Origin of the sequence: Wolbachia endosymbiont (group A) of Paraperithous gnathaulax, assembly GCF_964028485.1 — a bacterium.
Classification (GTDB): Bacteria; Pseudomonadota; Alphaproteobacteria; order Rickettsiales; family Anaplasmataceae; genus Wolbachia; species Wolbachia pipientis.
Genome location: NZ_OZ034784.1, coordinates 895,626 through 914,853, shown reverse-complemented (window position 1 = coordinate 914,853; position 19,228 = coordinate 895,626). Strand labels below are relative to the sequence as shown.

Annotated in this window: 20 protein-coding genes and 1 tRNA gene; 15 read left to right on the top strand and 6 right to left on the bottom strand. The window is 34.8% G+C overall.

Annotated features, from left to right (window positions below; translation table 11 throughout):
• Window positions 1-665: 665 nt before the first annotated feature.
• From ABWU74_RS04895 to ABWU74_RS04865, 7 genes are all read left to right on the top strand, one after another.
• Complete coding sequence (locus ABWU74_RS04895; RefSeq protein ID WP_209473295.1) at window positions 666-1,880, top strand: hypothetical protein; 1,215 nt, start codon at window positions 666-668, stop codon at window positions 1,878-1,880.
• A 69-nt stretch (window positions 1,881-1,949) separates the two neighbouring features.
• On the top strand, window positions 1,950-2,465 hold the full coding sequence (gene ppa / locus ABWU74_RS04890) for an inorganic diphosphatase (RefSeq protein WP_209473293.1): 516 nt from the start codon (window positions 1,950-1,952) through the stop codon (window positions 2,463-2,465).
• 35 nt (window positions 2,466-2,500) lie between these two features.
• Window positions 2,501-2,662 (top strand): hypothetical protein, encoded by a 162-nt coding sequence (locus ABWU74_RS04885; RefSeq protein ID WP_010963140.1) that lies wholly within the window; start codon window positions 2,501-2,503, stop codon window positions 2,660-2,662.
• Between the two features lie 92 nt (window positions 2,663-2,754).
• A tRNA-Ser gene (locus ABWU74_RS04880) sits at window positions 2,755-2,845 on the top strand.
• A 159-nt stretch (window positions 2,846-3,004) separates the two neighbouring features.
• Complete coding sequence (locus ABWU74_RS04875; protein WP_155968436.1) at window positions 3,005-4,150, top strand: SurA N-terminal domain-containing protein; 1,146 nt, start codon at window positions 3,005-3,007, stop codon at window positions 4,148-4,150.
• A gap of 103 nt (window positions 4,151-4,253) precedes the next feature.
• Window positions 4,254-4,874: an oxidoreductase gene (locus ABWU74_RS04870; protein WP_209473291.1), complete on the top strand. Its 621-nt coding sequence runs from the start codon at window positions 4,254-4,256 to the stop codon at window positions 4,872-4,874.
• On the top strand, window positions 4,858-5,409 hold the full coding sequence (locus ABWU74_RS04865; protein WP_010963143.1) for a 5-formyltetrahydrofolate cyclo-ligase: 552 nt from the start codon (window positions 4,858-4,860) through the stop codon (window positions 5,407-5,409). Before ABWU74_RS04870 ends, ABWU74_RS04865 begins: the two co-directional genes overlap by 17 nt.
• A 36-nt stretch (window positions 5,410-5,445) precedes the next feature.
• Here the strand turns inward: ABWU74_RS04865 and ABWU74_RS04860 are convergent, their stop codons facing one another.
• From ABWU74_RS04860 to ABWU74_RS04850, 3 genes are read right to left on the bottom strand one after another with little or no spacing between them, the layout of a single operon-like run.
• Entirely contained in the window at window positions 5,446-5,811 is a 366-nt protein-coding gene (locus ABWU74_RS04860) for a hypothetical protein (RefSeq protein ID WP_259349223.1), read from the bottom strand.
• A gap of 8 nt (window positions 5,812-5,819) precedes the next feature.
• Window positions 5,820-6,065: a hypothetical protein gene (locus ABWU74_RS04855; protein WP_353289242.1), complete on the bottom strand. Its 246-nt coding sequence runs from the start codon at window positions 6,063-6,065 to the stop codon at window positions 5,820-5,822.
• An 11-nt stretch (window positions 6,066-6,076) separates the two neighbouring features.
• The gene (locus tag ABWU74_RS04850) at window positions 6,077-6,478 is read right to left on the bottom strand and encodes a hypothetical protein (protein WP_353289241.1); all 402 of its coding nucleotides are present in this window, start codon (window positions 6,476-6,478) and stop codon (window positions 6,077-6,079) included.
• 136 nt (window positions 6,479-6,614) lie between these two features.
• On the opposite strand from ABWU74_RS04850, the gene elbB reads away from it, so the two are divergent.
• Both elbB and ABWU74_RS04840 read left to right on the top strand, forming a co-directional pair.
• The gene (elbB, locus tag ABWU74_RS04845; protein WP_209473289.1) at window positions 6,615-7,322 is read left to right on the top strand and encodes an isoprenoid biosynthesis glyoxalase ElbB; all 708 of its coding nucleotides are present in this window, start codon (window positions 6,615-6,617) and stop codon (window positions 7,320-7,322) included.
• 175 nt (window positions 7,323-7,497) lie between these two features.
• Window positions 7,498-7,806 (top strand): hypothetical protein, encoded by a 309-nt coding sequence (locus tag ABWU74_RS04840; protein ID WP_010081942.1) that lies wholly within the window; start codon window positions 7,498-7,500, stop codon window positions 7,804-7,806.
• A gap of 2 nt (window positions 7,807-7,808) precedes the next feature.
• Here ABWU74_RS04840 and ABWU74_RS04835 read toward each other — a convergent pair whose 3' ends face one another.
• Window positions 7,809-9,356, bottom strand: coding sequence for a peptidoglycan D,D-transpeptidase FtsI family protein (locus ABWU74_RS04835; RefSeq protein ID WP_151807547.1), 1,548 nt, complete (start codon window positions 9,354-9,356; stop codon window positions 7,809-7,811).
• Between the two features lie 20 nt (window positions 9,357-9,376).
• Here ABWU74_RS04835 and ispH point away from each other — a divergent pair, with 20 nt between their 5' ends.
• From ispH to hemA, 6 genes are all read left to right on the top strand, one after another.
• A complete protein-coding gene (ispH, locus tag ABWU74_RS04830; RefSeq protein ID WP_353289452.1) occupies window positions 9,377-10,306 on the top strand; it encodes a 4-hydroxy-3-methylbut-2-enyl diphosphate reductase in 930 nt (309 codons plus the stop codon).
• Window positions 10,307-10,958: 652 nt separating this feature from the next.
• Entirely contained in the window at window positions 10,959-11,228 is a 270-nt protein-coding gene (locus tag ABWU74_RS06720) for a hypothetical protein (protein ID WP_244663114.1), read from the top strand.
• Window positions 11,229-11,835: 607 nt separating this feature from the next.
• On the top strand, window positions 11,836-13,731 hold the full coding sequence (gene htpG / locus ABWU74_RS04820) for a molecular chaperone HtpG (protein ID WP_264706182.1): 1,896 nt from the start codon (window positions 11,836-11,838) through the stop codon (window positions 13,729-13,731).
• 38 nt (window positions 13,732-13,769) lie between these two features.
• Window positions 13,770-15,986: a hypothetical protein gene (locus ABWU74_RS04815; protein WP_353289240.1), complete on the top strand. Its 2,217-nt coding sequence runs from the start codon at window positions 13,770-13,772 to the stop codon at window positions 15,984-15,986.
• Between the two features lie 71 nt (window positions 15,987-16,057).
• Window positions 16,058-16,531 (top strand): hypothetical protein, encoded by a 474-nt coding sequence (locus tag ABWU74_RS04810; protein ID WP_353288336.1) that lies wholly within the window; start codon window positions 16,058-16,060, stop codon window positions 16,529-16,531.
• Between the two features lie 64 nt (window positions 16,532-16,595).
• Entirely contained in the window at window positions 16,596-17,804 is a 1,209-nt protein-coding gene (gene hemA, locus ABWU74_RS04805; protein ID WP_353289239.1) for a 5-aminolevulinate synthase, read from the top strand.
• A 118-nt stretch (window positions 17,805-17,922) separates the two neighbouring features.
• Here the strand turns inward: hemA and ABWU74_RS04800 are convergent, their stop codons facing one another.
• Window positions 17,923-18,618 (bottom strand): inositol monophosphatase family protein, encoded by a 696-nt coding sequence (locus tag ABWU74_RS04800; protein ID WP_006279720.1) that lies wholly within the window; start codon window positions 18,616-18,618, stop codon window positions 17,923-17,925.
• 8 nt (window positions 18,619-18,626) lie between these two features.
• Complete coding sequence (gene efp / locus ABWU74_RS04795) at window positions 18,627-19,193, bottom strand: elongation factor P (protein ID WP_006279719.1); 567 nt, start codon at window positions 19,191-19,193, stop codon at window positions 18,627-18,629.
• Between the last annotated feature and the right edge of the window lie 35 nt (window positions 19,194-19,228).

Below are 19,228 nucleotides of genomic sequence, written 5' to 3'. Positions count from 1 at the left end.
AAGCTATTTATTTATCTTCTCTGTACAGATTAAATGACAAAAAAACTCACGTATCTGGCGTCTCATGTTTAATTTTTTGCACTATGTGCACTCTATGTCTTTATCAAATTTCTGGGTTTTTACCTACACAAGCTGAAATACGCTTATAAAGCATTTAAAACATTAAAAAACGCCAACTTAAAAAATGGATAGTGAATAACTAGCTACCCTAGGGTTTCTTTTGCCTTTTTTTCTGTTTAGTAAATTTCTTAACGTTTATAATTTAGATTAGTTGCGGCTTAAAAGCAGCTAAATCGCGGTTATTAAGTGTTTAGAATAAAAAAACGCCATACTTGAAAGTATAATGTAAGTAATTAGCCAACCACGGGGCTTCTTTTGCCTTTTTTTTCGTTTGGTAAATTTCTTAAATATTTATGGCTAAACGACAACCGTCATCCCGCTAGCGGGATCTCTTGTTAGCGCCGCGGCGGTATGACGGTTCGTGGCAGCATAAAGATAAGTCTCGTCATCCCGCTGCGTGTTAGCGGGATCTCTTGTTAGTGCCGCGGCGGTATAGCTATACCTTTTTCTACTTAGTTTGGGTTATGCAAGAAGTCTAATAACATTTATTGCTATTTTGCCATGTATCCCTTATACTATAAAGTAGAACATTATAGGTTTCAGCAATGATAAAAGAAATTGAAGAACTAATAAAAATTGTTGGTAAGGGTAATTTATTAGAGACGTTATTTATTTTTTTAGGTAGCTTTCAACATGCTGACTTAGGTCGTTTTATGGATCACAGAAATCATTTTGGTTTGTCTGAATTCATTAGAAAAAAAGAGGAACCATTAGATAAATATTTTAACTTAAAATTTAGTCTACAAGGGCTGTTTTTAATTTATGCTCAAGCTTATCAAATTCTAAGTGAAAACAATAACCTGAATACTAAAGATGTCATAGATAAAATATATGAAGTTATTAAAGGATCTGAGTTAAATGAATATATAAATGAAGTAGTAGATGGAAGAAAATTAGATTTACTTAACATCTTAGCAAATCCAAAGAGAGAACCAATATTTAAAACAGAAGAAGATTTTGAAAATAAAGTACTCATTGGTCTTAGAAAGTTACTAAGTGAAGGAAATACATTAAACAAATATGACAGAGAATTTGCATTAAATAAGTGCGTTATCAGCAGCTATTATTCCATTCATGACATAAAAGCAGATAAAGATATAGCATTGTTCTTTTCTTTGGGTGGTCACTATAAAGAACTTTCGTCATCTAACAAAACAGTAAAAAGAGAAGTATTAGAGATATGTGAGAATCAGTTAATAGAGAGCTATATAATGTTCTTAGCTGGCAAATTACACATGATCGGATTATCAAGTAGAGATAAATATACAATCGACCATGAGAATGTGGATCGGCAAGAGAAAGCATTGAAAATGGATGGATTAATATATCCTATAAATACAAAAAACACCCTAGAGCAACTGTTAAAAAACCAAAATAGTGATGAATTTGAACAATTAATAACGAGCCCTGATAATATATACTACTCAGTGCTGCAAGAAGAGAATGAATGTAGGCCAAATCCTATCACCAGCAAGAAAAAAGAAAAAGACCATAAAAACACAGTCTGTAAACTTATTTTAGGTATGTTTGTATTATCTGTTGGGTTATATGTTGCTGATTATTTCTTTATGGAGCAAAAATTATTTAATCCAATAAAAGGTGTCCTACCACAGGATAATTTTGCTAATCTAGTAATTGCTGCAGTGCTTACTATCGTAATAGTATATGCTTTATTTCAATTATCACAGGAATCACCACTTTCAACAGTCAATAAGATGACGAATGAAAATTTAGGACCGCTCCATGCAAAACAAGCTTAGAACTACATAAATGTGGCAACTTAAAAGCACATATTGTATAATGCTTATTCTTAAGTTAAGAGGTGATTTATGGATTTAAGTAAAATAACAGCGGGACCAAATGCGGTGAATGTGGTAATTGAAATAAGTGCAAATGCTGAGCCTGTAAAGTATGAATTTAATAAAGAGCTTGGGTTGTTACAAGTTGACAGATTTTTGTCTACCTCAATGACTTATCCTTGCAATTATGGGTTTATACCAAATACCTGTGCAGGTGATGGTGACCCTGTGGATGTTTTGGTGCTAACTCAATTTCCCTTAGCATCTAGTGTTTTAATATCGGTACGTCCAATAGGCGCATTACTCACTAAAGATGAAAAAGGAGAAGATGAGAAAATATTAGCAGTGCCTGTTTCCAGTGTTGATAGCTATTATGACAATATAAAGGACTATTCTGACTTATCTAAAAGCCTACTAGATAAAATTACTCATTTCTTTTCTCATTATAAAGATCTAGAAAAGGGAAAAACGGTAGCAGTTGGAGAATGGGTTGGTGTAGAAGAAGCAAAACAAATTGTTGCAAGCTCTATTAAAAGCGGAAATTAGTTTTTGTTGATTTATAGCTAAAGTGGCTCTACGATTTGAAAAATAACAAATTCGTCATTCCGCTACTCGTTAGCGGAATCTATACCGCGCACAACTGCACGAACATTGCAATATGGCACATAGTAAACGATGTCATCCCAGTGCGTGACACTGGGATGACAAGAAAGGGAGCACTGGAATTTTTGTTTCAGCATTAGCCATGCATCTGAACAGATACAAATATTGCAATTAAAAGCATTAGACAGGTGGTAGAGGTCTTGGTATTATATAATCTTTAGGTTCTAAATTTGGAAGGGTGGCCGAGCGGCTGAAGGCGGCGGTTTGCTAAACCGTTATACGACCCAAAAGTCGTATCGAGGGTTCGAATCCCTCTCCTTCCGTATACTGTTTTTAGCACGGTTTAAATTCGCTATATTAGCCTGTTTACCTGATCTTATTGTAATGTTTTTTTTATTTCCATCTTTAACTATTAAAAAGTTGGCTAGCATTGACTCAGTATTTATTATAGAATTGGTCATTAACTAAACAACTTTGCTTGTATGTATAGAATACTAATTTTACTGTTAATAGTGTTGCCACTTAGGTTGCTTGCAACCGAGATTGAAATTGTTGCAGATGTAAATGGTGAACCAATTTCAAATTTAGATATCGAAAAACGCATCAACTTTATAAATTCATTGTTTGGCACTCAAAGTGTTAATCAAAAAGAAGCAAAGCCTCAAATTCTTAGGGAGCTAATAGACGAAATTATCATTATCAATGAAGCACAGAGGCTGAATATAAAATTGAGCAACGAGGAGTTAGATAATGCTATTATGTTATTTTTAACCCAAAGTTTTAAACTTAAGGCTAATGAAGTTGATCAATACATAGAGAAGCATAATATAGATCTTGGTATTTTAAGAAAACAAATAAAATGTCAGTTACTGTGGAGCAAAATTATTGAAGTAAGAATTGTGCCATTTATTAATATAAGCGATAAAGAAGTAGATGATGTAAAAAGGCAAACAGAAAAGCCGGATTATCTTATCACGTTCCAAGAGTTTATAATTCCTGATCAAAAAGACAAGGACGTTTATGGTATAGCTGAAGATTTAGTAAAAAAATTACGCAACAGTAATAACCCAGAATCTCCAATAAAGATGCGTAAAGCAACAGTTAATTTAAGTCAGCTAAAAGGAAAACTCAAGAGCGTTTTAGAAGGATTAGAAACCAGCGACATAGCAGGTCCATTCAGTTTCAGTGAAGGTTACTCCGTTATAAAAGTAATAGATAAAGTACAACTTAATCATGCACTGCTGGAAAGCACTTTAAAATTAAAACAGATTGTGGTTGAAGGTTCAGAAAGTTTATTAGATAATCTCAAGGAGCAAAAAGTTAATTGTTTAAATTTTGATAAATTAGCAGATAATTTTAAGCTGCCAAACGCAAAAGAATTTGAAATAAAAATGCGAGATTTAAATCCTGATTTACAGATTTTATTTAGTAAAACAAGTGTGAATGAAATAGTAGAATTGAGAGAAAATGGCACTGCAAAGTTGATGATGTTGTGTGATATCAAGAGTAATGTAGCGGGTATAGAAGCAATCAAACAGAAAATGTACCAACAAAAGATTATGATACAAAGCAACTTGTTATTAGATGATATGCGTAAAAATGCAGCTATCAGTTATCGGTATAGTTGAAGTCAGAGAGTGTCCTTGTCTCTGTCTTTGTGTATAGAACTATATAAATTACTTTGTTCTATAAAATTTCAAAAAATTTGAACAAATGCAGTTAAAATAGCACATGAAGAATATAATGCTAATTGGTGGTGGAGTTGGAAATGCAGTGTTATTTTCGATAGGGAAGGCATGTCTTGAAAATAATAACAAGGTTTTGTACTTCGCTGGCTATAAGAAGTTAAGTGATGTATTTAAACGAGCACTGATAGAGCGTGCATCAAATGCAGTAGTTTGGGCATGTGAAGAAGGATTGATAGAAACAAGCAGAGATCAAGATAAATCCTTTCATGGTAATATAGTTGATGCAATAGTCTCTTATCAACAAGGAAGATTAGGTATTAATTTAAACACTATAGATAAAATTATCACTATCGGTTCTGATAAAATGATGAAAGCTGTGAATGAAGCTAGAAAAACAATTTTAAAGCCATATCTAAAATCAGGCCACATAGCAATATCATCAGTTAATTCTCCTATGCAGTGTATGATGAAAGAAATCTGCGCTCAGTGTGTGCAGCAACATATAAATGCGAAAACAGGAGAAAGAAGTTTTGTTTATAGTTGCAGTAATCAAGACCAGGATATGGGGTGTGTTGACTTTGACTTTTTAAGTGAGCGCTTGAAGCAAAATAGTTTACAAGAAAAACTTACCGCAAAATGGATAGATCATGTTCAAAGATATTAAACAGCACAAAAAGGAAATAAGAGAGCAATATAGAGCTATAAGAAAAGATATTGATGAAAGTTATTCCAGTTATGCGGCAAATTCCCTTATTAATCTCTTTAATCAGAACTTAAGCTACGTTAAAGGCAAAACAATAGCAGCTTACATTCCAATGGATGAGGAAATAGATGTTGTGCCTTTGATGCATAGTTTACTCGATTTAGATTATAAAGTAGCAATTCCTAATAAAAATAAGTTACTAAAATTTGAGGAATGGAACAAAACAAATGAAGACGTAATTCCCGACACAATCATTACTCCTGTTATTGCTTTTGATGATCATTTTAATAGATTGGGTTTTGGCGGTGGTTGGTATGATACAATGATAGAAAAACTGCGGCCACTTGGAAAAATATTTATAGGTGTAGCCTATGAGAAACAATATTGTAAAGATTTACCTGTAGAAAAACATGATCAAAAATTGGATATTATAATCACTGAGATGTGTGTTAGATGTGGAAGTGGATTGCTCAAAAAAGTGGATAAAAAAGAATAGATCTCTACCTTTTCCATTCCCTCCCTCTCCAAGCCATCAGAGGGTTTTGGTTTCTCCTGTACTCGCTTGTTCAGAACTTGGACTATCTAATTGAGGAACTGGTGACTTCATTTGGTTAACTTTATCATTAACCATTTTTTCTACCTCCTCTATTTTACCCTCACCAATGGCCATAATTTTAGATTGAAATTTCTCCATAAGTTCCTCAAGTGCTTCCTTATCACTTTCATAAGTACTAGTACCTTTTTCTCTAAGCTTTTTCATGTCATCTTCTGAAAAATTTTGAATAGTTCCATTCTTTACTAACTCTTGTATAGCAGATCGCTGCCCTTCATTTTGAAGCATGCCTATGACCTTTGCTTTACTCTGGGCGTTTTTTATTTTTTCACCTTCTTCGGACATATTATAGCCTATAATCTCTTGAGCCAAACTGTTGTATAATTTACTAAAGTTATCTTTTTTGGCCCAACCTCAGGCAATTTATCCCCTAAATTTTTAGATAAACTTTTCACTGCTTTTCCTGCATCAATCGCACCTTCTTTTATTTTTTCCCCTGCCTTTACTATACCTATTCCTGCATAACGTGCTCCAATACCTACAAGTGCTATTAATGTAGCAAGCACAATAAGTGGAGAAAATGCTGCTCCTAATACCATTACGGCAGAAGCTATTCCAATTTTTTATTTGCAGATGCTGATTTAAAATAATTGACTAGATTGTCCAGTGGACCTTTATTATTATTTATAACATTACTTATTGCTTGCTGATTAACAGATTTTAACGCCTCTTCTATTATTTTTGAGTCAACATTTTCAGAAGTTAAACCTTCAAGCGCTTCTTCAATGAATTTTATAAATAATTCTTTGTTGACCTCCTTTTGCAAGCCTTGGTCATTAATCGCTAAACCTAAATCTTTGAGGTTCATCCCTTTAACTTGTTCTGATAGGGTTGTAAATAACTCTTTTTTCCCCTCTTGTGAGGATTGTGCAATACTTTCTATTATATCTGAAATAGCTTTTCTTAGTTCTGGATAGTCAGTGTCAAAAAACATACTATTGCTAGATTCCATATTCAGCTTCGTTGATTATAAATATGCCTAATTATACATACTAATCATTAATTATATTATAATTGATATAACATACCCCTTTCCAAATATAGAATTTGTATTAAAATATCTAGATTATATGAAATCAAGGTACTTTATGGGTGAAAAAAAATTAAAAGCTGCTGTGGTCTTATCAGGGTGTGGTCACCTTGACGGTGCAGAGGTAAGAGAAGCGGTTTTAAGTTTGCTTGTGCTTGATCAGCAGGAAGTGGATGTTAAATGCTTTGCACCTGATATCAATATCACACAAGTTATGAATCATAGAACAAAAGAGGCAACAAAAGAAAAAAGGAATGTACTTGTGGAAGCAGCAAGAATCGCAAGAGGCGAAATATATGACTTAAAAGAAGCCAAAGCTGAAAATTTTGACATGCTAGTTGTACCTGGTGGATACGGGGTTGCGAAAAATTTATCTGACTTAGCTGAAAGTAAAGACATGGTGACAGTAATGCCTGAATTTGAAAGATTAGTTTCAGAATTTTTTGTTACAAAAAAGCCAATAGGAGCGATATGCATATCTCCAGCCATCATTGTTTCAATTTTAAGTAGCAAGATAGGTAAAGAAGAAAGTAAGGTTAAGGTAACTATAGGAGATGACAAAGAACAGTTGATAGAAAAGCTTGGCGGCGAACACATAAAGTGCGATACAGAGTTATCAATAGAAGACGAAGAACATAATGTATTTTCCTGTTCTGCTTATATGCGTAGCGACGAAAGTACATACTCTGTATATCAAGGGATAAAGCATATGATTGACAGCATGGTAAAAAAGATTAACAAAAAAACTAAACAGCCATTCCTATAAGGTGTACTAAATAAGACTTCTCTATTAATCACACAATTAACTGTTGAATTTTACATTTCTAGCTGTATTATGGCTACGTAGCTAAAGTAACTTAGGTTTATCGACGCTTTACTACTTGTTAGCGGTGTGGTGTAGTGGCCATATATGTTTAGTTCTTTTTTTTAAGGTATTTTGTATGTCAGATCTTTTCTATATTGAAACTACGTGTTGTGTGGACGGTCAGTGTGATGTCTATACAGGGGAAGTGAGTTTTAATGATGTCATGTTAGGCAAGTTCAGTCTAAATTCGTGCAGCGGGAAAGAAGCTATGATAAATCTAGACATTATTACATTTGATATTAATATCGCTATTGATGGTCAAAATGGAAAGACAATAAAAAAAGACCTTAAAGGTCTTGAATTTGTAACTAAAGATGATGGTTCTTGGTATATTAATAAGGATTTTGGTGATGATAAATTTGAAGTTGTAGTAAAGCAATCATAATTTTACATCTCAGGTGTAACATTTAGTATAGGCGCTATTCTATTTATAATGTTCTTTACTATAGGCGCAGCAATTATTCCCCCGGTATGGTGCATCCCTTGAGGCTCATCAATAGCAATTAGCACTATGTACCTTGGGTCAAGCATAGTTAGCACTCCTATAAATGATGCTATGTTTGCATCTTTGCTATATTTACCATCTACAACTTTTTCCGCCGATCCAGTTTTTCCTCCTATTGAATATGCCTTTATTTTTGCTTTTCTGCCAGTGCCATCTGTTACTGCTGCACGTAATAATTTTCTCATTTCCCTGGAAGTTCTTCTTGAGATAATTTGCTCTCCTATACTTCTTTTATTCAACATCAAGGTTGCGTTATGAAATATCCCATTGTTGATTAATGCTGCTGCAGTTTGTGCAAGATGTATAGGAGTTACAGCTATGCCATAACCATAAGATGCTGTTATTAAAGTGTTTTCACTCCATTTATCCGGGATTATCGGTGTGGATTTTTCTGGTATTTCTATTTTCAAAGGAGAAAATAGCTTCATAGCTTTAAAGTATTCTACCTGTTTTTCAATACCTAGTTTGACTGCAATTTTTGCTGCACCAATGTTGGATGATTTTACAAATATATCTTGCACAGTAATTTTTGGAATTTTAGATTTATGAAAATCCTGAATTTTATACTTTCCGATGGTGATTGGTGTTGATACGTCATATAAATCGCTAGTTTTTGTAGCGTTCGCATCAAGCGCTGCGGCTATTGTAAAGTATTTTAATACCGACCCCATCTCATATACCCCAAGACTGGCGCGATTAAACTTTTGTACGTCTTCTGCCTTATTCTGTAAGTTGGGATTAAAATCAGGTAGGCTGACCATCGAGATAACTTCACTATTTCTCACATTTAAAACAATTCCTACTCCGCCAAGTGCCTGATATCTGCTTACAGCTTTAGTTAGCTCTTCATGCACTATGCTTTGCACTCGTGTATCTAAGGATAGTATTATGGGCTTTTCTTGCTCATTATTTTTACTTATATATGCCTCAACTCCTGCAATACCGTTGCCATCTATGTCAGTGTAACCAAGCACGTGTGAAAATAAATTACTGTGAGGATATATACGCTTTATGTCGTCATAAAAATTTACTCCTGGTACACCAGCGTTTTTGATCGCTAGTAATTCTTTTGGAGTCAAGTGCCGCTTTATCCAAGCAAATTTCTTTTCTGAAGTAAGTACTCTATATAAGTTCTTGTATTCGAGGTCATGCAAAGTAGAACACAGTTGTGCTGCTATACTTTCCGGATTCTTTACTTTGGTTGCATCTATATATAGTGATGTTGTGGGCACATTTGTTGCTATTACCACTCCATTTCTATCTAAAATATCAGGTTGTTTATGTACTATATTATCTTTTCTAAAATTTTCTGAAGTAGTAAGTTGATCAAATGTTAAAGAGAATATGCGAAAAATAATTATTATATAAAATATAAATAATGGTACTATAAAACACAGTGAGCGGAGCTTATTTTTAAGTAATGCTTGCATATTTACTTGATTTGACAAAAATGGAAATCATCTTAGCTGAACCACGAGGTTTTTGTGCCGGGGTAAAAAGAGCTGTGAACATATTAGCTATTACTTTAGAAAAATACAAAAACGAGCGCCAAGTTTATGTGCTACACGAAATTGTTCACAATAAATATATAGTAGAGGACTTTAAGAAACAAGGAGTGGTTTTTGTAAGCAGTATCGAGGAAATTGAAGATAATGAAGGAATACTGATCTTCAGCGCGCACGGAGTATCAAAAAATATAGAAGATGAGGCAAAAAGAAAGGGTATTCAAGTGATTGATGCAACATGTCCTTTAGTCAGCAAAGTGCATAAAGAAGCAAAAAGGTATGAAAACAGTGGTAAAGAATTAATTCTCATTGGGCATGAAAACCATCCAGAAGTTAAGGGAATTAGAGGAAGAGTAAACAATCCTATCATTTTAGTGCAAACTTTGCAGGATGTATATGATTTAAAGGTTAAAGATCCAGATAATTTGTCTTATGTTACACAAACTACGTTAAGCATCGACGATACTCGCGACATTATTGCTGCCCTGAAATTAAGGTTTCCAGGCATAACAGGTCCAGATTTAAAGGACATATGCTATGCAACGCAAAACAGACAAAATGCTGTTAAAAAGCTAGCTGAAATTGTAGACATGGTATTAGTTGTAGGAAGTAAAAATAGCTCAAATTCAAACCGCTTATTAGATCTGTGCACTGCTAGAGGAAAAAGAGCCTACTTGATTGATAATTACAGCTGTGTGAATAAAAGCTGGTTTCAGGGCGTAGAAAAGATAGGAATCACCGCAGGTGCTTCCGCTCCTGACATATTAGTTGATGAATTAATAGACTACCTAAAAGTAAACCTGAGTGTAAAAATTTCAGTTATGCCAGGTGGTATTACTGAAAATGTTCAGTTTAAAATACCGAATCTGGTTTAAAACACAACTTATCTACTAAACTTCTCTTGAAATCACACAAACCAGCATCTATAGCTAAGACGTCATGCCGCGATTCATTAGACTTCTTGCATAACCATATAACAAACTTTTATTGGGAATAGAAACGAAAAAACTTGCTTGACAAACTCCGCCAGCCCTCTTATCATAAAATTGAAGCTATTGTATTTGCTTTCGCCAATCTGCAGATTAAAAGGTAAGGATTACTTAATGTATCGGCGTCTTATGTTCAATTTTTTGCAGTATATAGATACTGTATGTCTTTACAAAACTTCATCTACATCTAGATTTTTATCTAAATAAGCTGAACGCGCTTATAAAGCGTTACAAGACATCAAAAAATGCCAATACTCGACAGAGATAGTAAAAGACTAGCTAACTCGGGGATTCTTTGTCTTTTTTTCTGCTTAGTAAATTTCTTAAACGTTTGCAGCGTAAGTTAGTTGCAATTAAAAGCAGCTAAATTGCAGTGTTTAAGACTTAAAAAACGCCAATACTGAAAATAGACAATGACTAGGGTTTCTTTTGCCTTTTTTTTCATTTGGTAAATTCCTTAATGTTTATGGCTAAACGACAATCGTCATCCCGCTGCTTGTTAGCGGGATCTCTTGTTAGCGGCTAAGGGATACCGCGAATGAATCGCGGTATGACGGTTCGCGGCGGCATGACGATAAGGTTTATACCTTGTCATCCCAGTGCCCAAACACTGGGATCCAGTTTTCTTTACAAATTCACCAAAAGTGTTTCATTCTATAACATAAAACCCATACTCACCAAATCCAATGCATTACTTGCAATTAAGTTTCCTGGATCCCAGTGTCTGGGCACTGGGATAACAAAGGAGGACGTTATTCCAGTGCCAAGCACTGACCATTTCTGGTCTCTTAAATTGCAACTAATCTAAGTATTAAAAAATTTACCAAGCGAAAAAAAAGGCAAAAAAAGCCCGATGGTTGGCTAGTTACTTACATTATACTTTCAAGTATGGCGTTTTTTATTCTAAACGCTTAATAACCGTGACTCAGCCGCTTTTAAGCCGCAACTAATCTAAATTATAAACGTTAAGAAATTTACTAAACAGAAAAAAAGGCAAAGAAACCCTAGGGTAGCTAATTATTCACTATCCATTTTTTAAGTTGGCGTTTTTTGATGTTTTAAATAGCGTATTTCAGCTTGTGTAGCTAGAAATTTGATAAAGACATGAGGTGCACATAGCGCAAAAAATTAAGCATGATTTACGCCAAATACATTAAGTTTTTTTGTCATTAATCCACTGCAGAGATTGCGAAGATAAATAAATAGCTTCAGTTTCATGATAAGGGGGCTGGCGAAGGGTGTCAAGGAAGTTTTTCGTTTCATCCAATGCGCTGCCAAAAGTTTGTTATGCAAGAGATCCCATAAATTGGGTGTCATAATAACTACACCCACATTAATTTTGGTGTACGTGACCTTGAAAGATCGTGATTCAATACTTAAATTATTAGGGTAGTAGGCAAATAATGGAGCTCAAAATGCATAATGTACAAGAAACTGAAAATTTAAAATTTGACGCTGAGGTAGGGAAAGTACTGAATATAGTGATTCATTCACTTTACACCAATAAAGACATTTTTCTGCGTGAATTAATATCAAATGCATCAGATGCATGTGATAAGTTGCGCTATGAATCTCAACTAAACCCTAATTTGCTAGATTTGAGTGACGAATTAAAAATCACTATCAGCTCCAATAAAGATAAGAACGAGCTATATATCACTGATAATGGCATTGGAATGAATAGACAGGATTTAATAGACAATCTTGGTACAATTGCAAGCTCTGGTACGCAAAAGTTCTTGGATGCGATTAAGAATAGCAAGGATTCAAGCCAAACTGTGGAGCTGATTGGGAAGTTTGGTGTTGGTTTTTACTCAAGCTTTATGGTTGCATTAGAAGTAATAGTAGAATCGAGAAAAGCTGGAGAAGAGGAGTCTTGGATCTGGCAATCCAAAGGAGATGGGGAATATTCAATCAGCAAGTCAGATAATCAAGTCCCTCGCGGAACCAAAATTACGCTCATTATGCATCCTGAAGAAAACGAGTTTTTAGATAAATTTCGTGTTGAAAATATTGTCACTACTTACTCTGATCACATAAATTTTCCTGTTGAATTTATAGACGAAGAAGGAAAAAGTGAAAAGTTAAACAGTAAGGCTGCAATTTGGACTAAGCCAAAAAATGACGTTACTCAAGAGGAGCACAACGATTTTTTCCGCAGTGTTGCTCACGTTGGCGGGGAGCCCTGGATGATATTGCATAATAAAAATGAAGGTGCAATAGAATATACAAATTTGCTTTATGTTCCTTCTATAAAACCTTTTGATTTATTCCATCCAGATAGACGTTGCTCTGTGAAGTTATATGTAAATAAAGTATTTATCACTGAAGATAATGTACAGATCATACCGCAGTATTTACGTTTCTTGAAAGGTATTGTTGATTCACCGGACTTACCTCTTAATATCAGCAGAGAAACGCTGCAGAATAATCGTGTTGTTGAGCAAATCAGGAAATCCCTCACTAAACGCGCGATATCAGAGCTCGGTAAAAAGGCAAAGGAGAATTTAGAAGAGTACACAAAATTCTGGACCAATTTTGGTGCAGTTTTAAAGGAAGGTCTTTGCGAAGCTATGCCAACTGATGAGAGAGAAGCACTACTCTCAATTTGCAGATTTCATAGTACTGGTGATGAGAAATTAGTCAGCATTGATGACTATATAAGCAGAATGAAGCCTGAGCAGGAACATATCTATTATCTCACCGGAAATAGCCTCGATTCAGTGAAAAACAGTCCGCAACTTGAGGGGTTCGTCAGTAAAGGGCTGGAGGTTCTTCTGTTCGTTGATCCAGTGGATGATTTCTGGACTAGTGTAATTCATGAATATAAAGATCAAAAGTTTAAGTCTGTGACTCGCGCTGATGTTGATTTGGAAAAATTCTCTTCAGAAGAAGATAAGAAAAATGAAGAAAACAAATCGAATGAAGAAAAAACTGAGGAAACTATATTGCAATATTTTACCACAGTGCTTGGAGATTCAGTAAAAAGCGTAAAAATTTCCAAAAAATTGACTGATAGTCCCGTATGCCTAGCGGTTGCTGAAGGTGCTATGGATCTTCGCATGGAGCGTTTTTTGCGTGAACAAAAGCAGCTAAATTACCGCACGCCAAAGGTGCTTGAAATTAACACTAAGCATCCTGTAATAAAGAGTATAATGAAATCTTATGCTGAAAGTGGTGAAAACCCAACATTGGAGGACATGGTTCACTTATTGTTTTACCAAGCTTGCATCGTGGAAGGCGAAGAGATGGATGACGCGAGCAGCTTTGCTAAGAGACTGAATAATTTGCTTGGCAAGATTTCTGTTTAATGCTATACTTAGCTTAGCTGCTAGTTAGGAGGTAAAACATGTTTGGTTCCAATTTTAGAGACTTTGTATCACAAGATACAACTTCACAGGGCCAATCAAATTCTGAAAGATTAATCAAAAGTTGGCATGGTTTTGAAAAACCAGATTCTGAAGATTCAGGTATTGAAGAAGAGTTTGAAGTTTTAGATAGCGAAAGTCAAGAGATACCAGCTACTCCATGTAGCACACCCCCTGAAGATCTAAGTTTAGAGAATGCAATACTTGCAAACTTTCCTGATGGTTGTGATAGGTCGTTTACTGTAGAGTTAAAAGATGAAGATTCATATGGTATCATTCCTAAAAACTTAACTTTTGCTGAGATTATAAATATCTTAAATCAAGCTATACAAGAAGATAATTGTGAAGAATTAGACAAGGTTGTACAAAATATTGAAGATTATGAAGGCAGGTCTATTACGCTGGATAATGAAAATCTCAAAGATTTCTGTTCAAATCAACTTAATTTGGAGTTACAAAACGGAAGCAACCATCAACATATATATTCAAATGTACTATCACAATATAAATTTGATCAAGAGGGTTTCAAGTATGATTATTCAGTAAAAGAATTGGTACTATTGGCAATTGCAGCTAATGACAAGCTAGTAGAGCAATATCAGGATTTTCTTTTTGCTGAAGGAAATTTAAGTCTTTTACCTCTCCTTGTTGGTGGTCAAAAATATATTGAAGCTTTTATAGAAAAATTCCATGGTACCGATGGAGTTTATGGAAGATTAAAAGATCAAACTATACAACTTGTCGAACCTAATAAGATTGGTTTTTTCTCAGTTATAGCATTAAGAAAAGAGCAAGAATTATTAAATGCAGTTTTTGTCGAATACGTTTTAAGAGATTTTGGACAGGTGTTAAAAACAAGTAATCCTGATTCTTTGTATGGTGTGCTTGAAACAGCGTCTCTGATCAAAAATGAAGAATTCATCACGATAGTGCTGGGTGCATTTGAAAGATATATTAATAAGCTAACTAAAAAAGCCTCAACAGAAGAGTTATTAAAAAAGAGTTTTGTTACTTTATTAGAAACTGCGATAAGCCAGGAACACACATCTGTCATTGAATACCTGTGCAAACGATACACTAATAGTGCAGATCATGCCATTTACGATGTATATGAACAAGCATTTGCGGATGATAAAGTTATTACAATACTAGGGCAACAAATCCTGAAAAACATAGGAGCTCGTGGCAGAAAAGAAATTTATGATTTAATTCTGAAAACTGCATTGGATGCTGGTAATATTGCATTTATCGAGCACTTGTGTGAAAAATGTGCTAAATGCAGCAATGATGTTATTAATTATCTTGATCATAAATCTAAAAACAACGAGTTTGATGAAATATATGAATCAATTCTGATTGCATTGTCTAATACTGAAAGTCAAGACATTATAGTCAGTGTTCTAGCTCATGTTCAAATTTATCAAAGCATACTCAATAATAAACAGCAAGTAGTCAGGCAAACCATACAAAATATACTGAGAAATGCAATAAAAGAAGCTAGTTATGGAGTTGTTGTACCCTTATGTCAGCATGTTGACCTAAAATTCGCAGCTCTTCAGGCAATATGCAAGGAAGAATTTGAGAAAGCTTTACCAGTAGTTGCAGAACAGCTTGAAAAAATAAGTATGGAACTTTCTCCAAGTATGACTCGTAATGAGTATCAAAAAAATAGGGATACTTTGAGTCATCTATATCTAATTAGAAATTTGTTAGAAAGTAGTAAATTAATCAATACTTCCAGTAAAGCAAATATACAGACACAAGCGAATACACAAGTTAATAAAAGAAGCAGTGATAATGCAGTATCACCTGTTATAAAAGGCGATACGGCTGTAGTAAATGAAGAGAATAACAATCAACCAAGCAGTCAAAGAAACCCAAAATCCAAAAGTGCTGGCAGTCAACAGACAGAAAAAAATGTTCTTGCAGGGGAGGAAGAAAATGCTATCTTAAATAACACAGGGGTTTCAACGCAGGAGCCTTTAATTAATAATTTTGAGGAGGGTGAAATCAAAAAAGGCAGCGGAAAAAAAGGTGTTAAGCAACTTGCCAGTCCTGTTAAGAAAAAGATTGATGGACTTATAAGCAAAACCAGTACTAACTCAAGAGAAGAACTCGAAAATATTCTAAAAAGTAACTCTCCTACTCTTGTACTACAATATGTAAAAATAAAGAAGGTCCCTTTAAGGGTAAAGTAGAAGAAATTAAAAAAGAAATTAAAAACCATAATACAAAACAAGGTAATGTTAATATTTCACTGAACAACGATTTGCCAAATTCAGGAGACCAATCTACAAGTTCTAATAATACCGGAAGCAATAGTACACTTACCACAACTCCAGAAATTACGGGTTGTGAAAAGAAGTTGGGGGTAAGTGAAGTTTCTTCGAATGCTGACAATGTGTCTACAATTGGAGGTGTTATTAACAGTAAGGAAAAGCCTGCAGCAGTAGAAAAAACTAGTGCTATAAACAATCAATCAACCTCTATTACTGCAACACAAAATACGCAAAAGAGTAAGTGGCCTACCATAGCTACATGGACGTTAGCAGTAGCTGGAGTTGTTTCAGGAGTAGCTATTGCAGTTTATTTGGAAATGCTAGCTGCAGGAATAGCAGTTGGAGCTTGTTGTCTGGTTGCTGCTGCAGTTATATACTGCTGTACACCTAAAAGCCAAGTTGAAAACAACAAGGTTGACAAACCTTTCAACACGGGGAAAGTACCTACTGCCGTACATGTATAATAAATATAGTAGTTTACCATTTAATAATTTATTATAATTATGTTAATTATCGGTAAATAAGGACTTGGTAAACTACGAAGAAATATTCTTGAATAAAATAAAAGATATAAAAGATGAGGGGCGCTACCGTAAATTTACGCACTTTGCGTCATTACCAGGTAGGCTCCCCCACATTATGGACTATGAAAGAAATAGGGAAGTAATAGTCTGGTGCAGTAATAACTATTTGGGAATGTCACAAAATGAGAGTGTAATTGCCGCTATCCAAAATTCATCTGTTGGTGCTGGAGGAACAAGAAATATATCTGGTACAACAAAAGAGGTTGTTGAACTTGAAAAATCCTTAGCTTGTTTGCATAAAAAAGAGGCTGCTTTAACTTTTGCTTGTGGCTACCTCGCTAACCAGACAACACTTAGCACTTTATCGTCTGTTATTCCGGGCGTAGTAATTTTTTCAGACGAGAAGAACCATTCTTCGATGATAGAAGGCATAAAATCAGGAAAAAGGCCAAAACATATATTTAAACACAATGATGTTAATCATCTAGAGCAGCTACTCAAGTCTATAGACAAAAAGACACCAAAAATAATAGCACTTGAATCCGTATATTCAATGGATGGCGATATAGCGCCGCTTGAAGCGATATGTGATCTTGCAGATCAACATAATGCAATTACCTATTTGGATGAGGTGCACGCAGTTGGCATGTATGGTTCACATGGTGGCGGAATTGCAGAAAGAGAAGGTCTGATGGATAGAATAACCGTTATTCAAGGTACACTATCAAAGGCTTTTGGAGTGATGGGTGGGTATATAGCGTCTTCAAAGAGCTTGGTAGATGTAATAAGAAGTTCCGCTCCAGGATTTATTTTTACCACTGCTATGTCGCCTGTTTTAGCAGCGGCAGCAAAGGCAAGCGTTGAGCACCTAAAATCGAGCAACATTGAAAGGGAAAAGCAAAAGCAAGTCGTTGAAAAAGTAAAAAACTCACTGAGAAATGCAGGAATTAACTTCATTCCAACAGAAACTCATATAATTCCAATAATAATTGGCAACTCAGAGTTATCCAAAAAAGCATCAAAATTATTATTTGATGAGTATGGAATATATGTTCAACATATAAATTACCCGACAGTTCCAAGAGGAACTGAGCGTTTCCGTATTACCCCTACACCTTATCATACCGATGAAATGATAGAGCATTTAACAGAATCTCTTGTAAAAGTTTTCGAAAAGTTGTCTATCTCTGTAGCCTGTTTATGCTATAGCTAGTACAGCCCTACGTCATACCGCGATTTATTCGCGGTATCTCAGCATGGATTCCGCTAACAAGTAGCGGAATGACGAGTTTTACGCTTATCAAATTGTAGGTAAACATAAATTACTTTAGCTATAGTTTTATATCTCCAGCAATGATTAGCCCGTTGTCTTCCGTTAGCCTTCCACCGCTTTCTTGCAGAAAAAGTCTACCGAGCAAGGCTTTATATTTGTTAACTCCAGAGTAAATTATTCCACTGTGCCTTCCTGCCGCAAGGTATGCAAAGCCTAAAATTGTTGAACCTATGGAGCGTACATTACTATTGCCAGGCAGCAATTTATTTAACAAATTACCACTTACATCTATTAGACCCCCTTCACGGCTTTTCACTCGCATTTTTACATGACGAGATCTAAAATCCTCAAGAAAAGCACCTTTCTTTTCTTCTGCCCAAAAAGTTTCTCTAAGAGCCGGAGCATCAATTACAGCTGCCACAACTTTATTTTTATGAATGAGACAGACTGATACTGCAAAATAAACCATGCAACTAGAAAAGTTCTCCCTGCCCTCTATAGGCATAATAAACCAGGTATAAGTGTTATCTTTTACTTCTTGATCAGTATCATCTTCAAAAATAAAACCATAGTCTCGTTTGTAGTCGTGCAAGCAATCGTATATGGTTTGCTTGGATTTTGAATAAGTTTTATTAATAAAGTCTGCTGATTTAACATTAGAAATTTGCAATTCATTAAAATCGCGCATAAGCTGCTTGGAAGCATTACGCACAGAATCAAGCATCACATTAATTCGTGGTGATGAGAGGGACATTCTTCCTTTTACTCTTTCACTCTTTCATAATAGCTGTCACCTGGAGTATATACTACAATTTTATCCTCTTCTTTTATAAATTGAGGCACGTTAACGCGCATTCCGTTTTCCAAAATTGCAGGCTTATAAGAAGCAGTAGCAGTTTGTCCTTTAATAACAGACTCTGTTTCTTTCACAGCAAGTGTAACATAATCAGGCACATGCGCAGAAATTATTTTGTCTTGATAAGCTACAACTTTAATTTTCATGTTATCCTGTAAATAAATTTTTTTTTCTCCCAATAAGTCCAAATTTATAGTGATTTGCTCGTAATTACTTGGATGCATAAGATTTACAATGTTTCCTTCAGTGAAAAGGTAAACATATTCCTCTTCATCTAAAATTGCCCTTCTGATTGTTGCATCAGAACGAAATCTTTCATAGTGTTTTGCTCCGGTTTTGATGTTTTTCATTTCGGCTTGTATGTATGCACCACCTTTACCAGGTTGAGTATGCATAATACCTACAACCAAAAATAATCCGCCGTTATGTTCCAACACCTGACCTGGTCTGATATCGTTAGCTCTTTCTGCCATAATTACATTTTCAATTTGATCTTATAATTATAAAT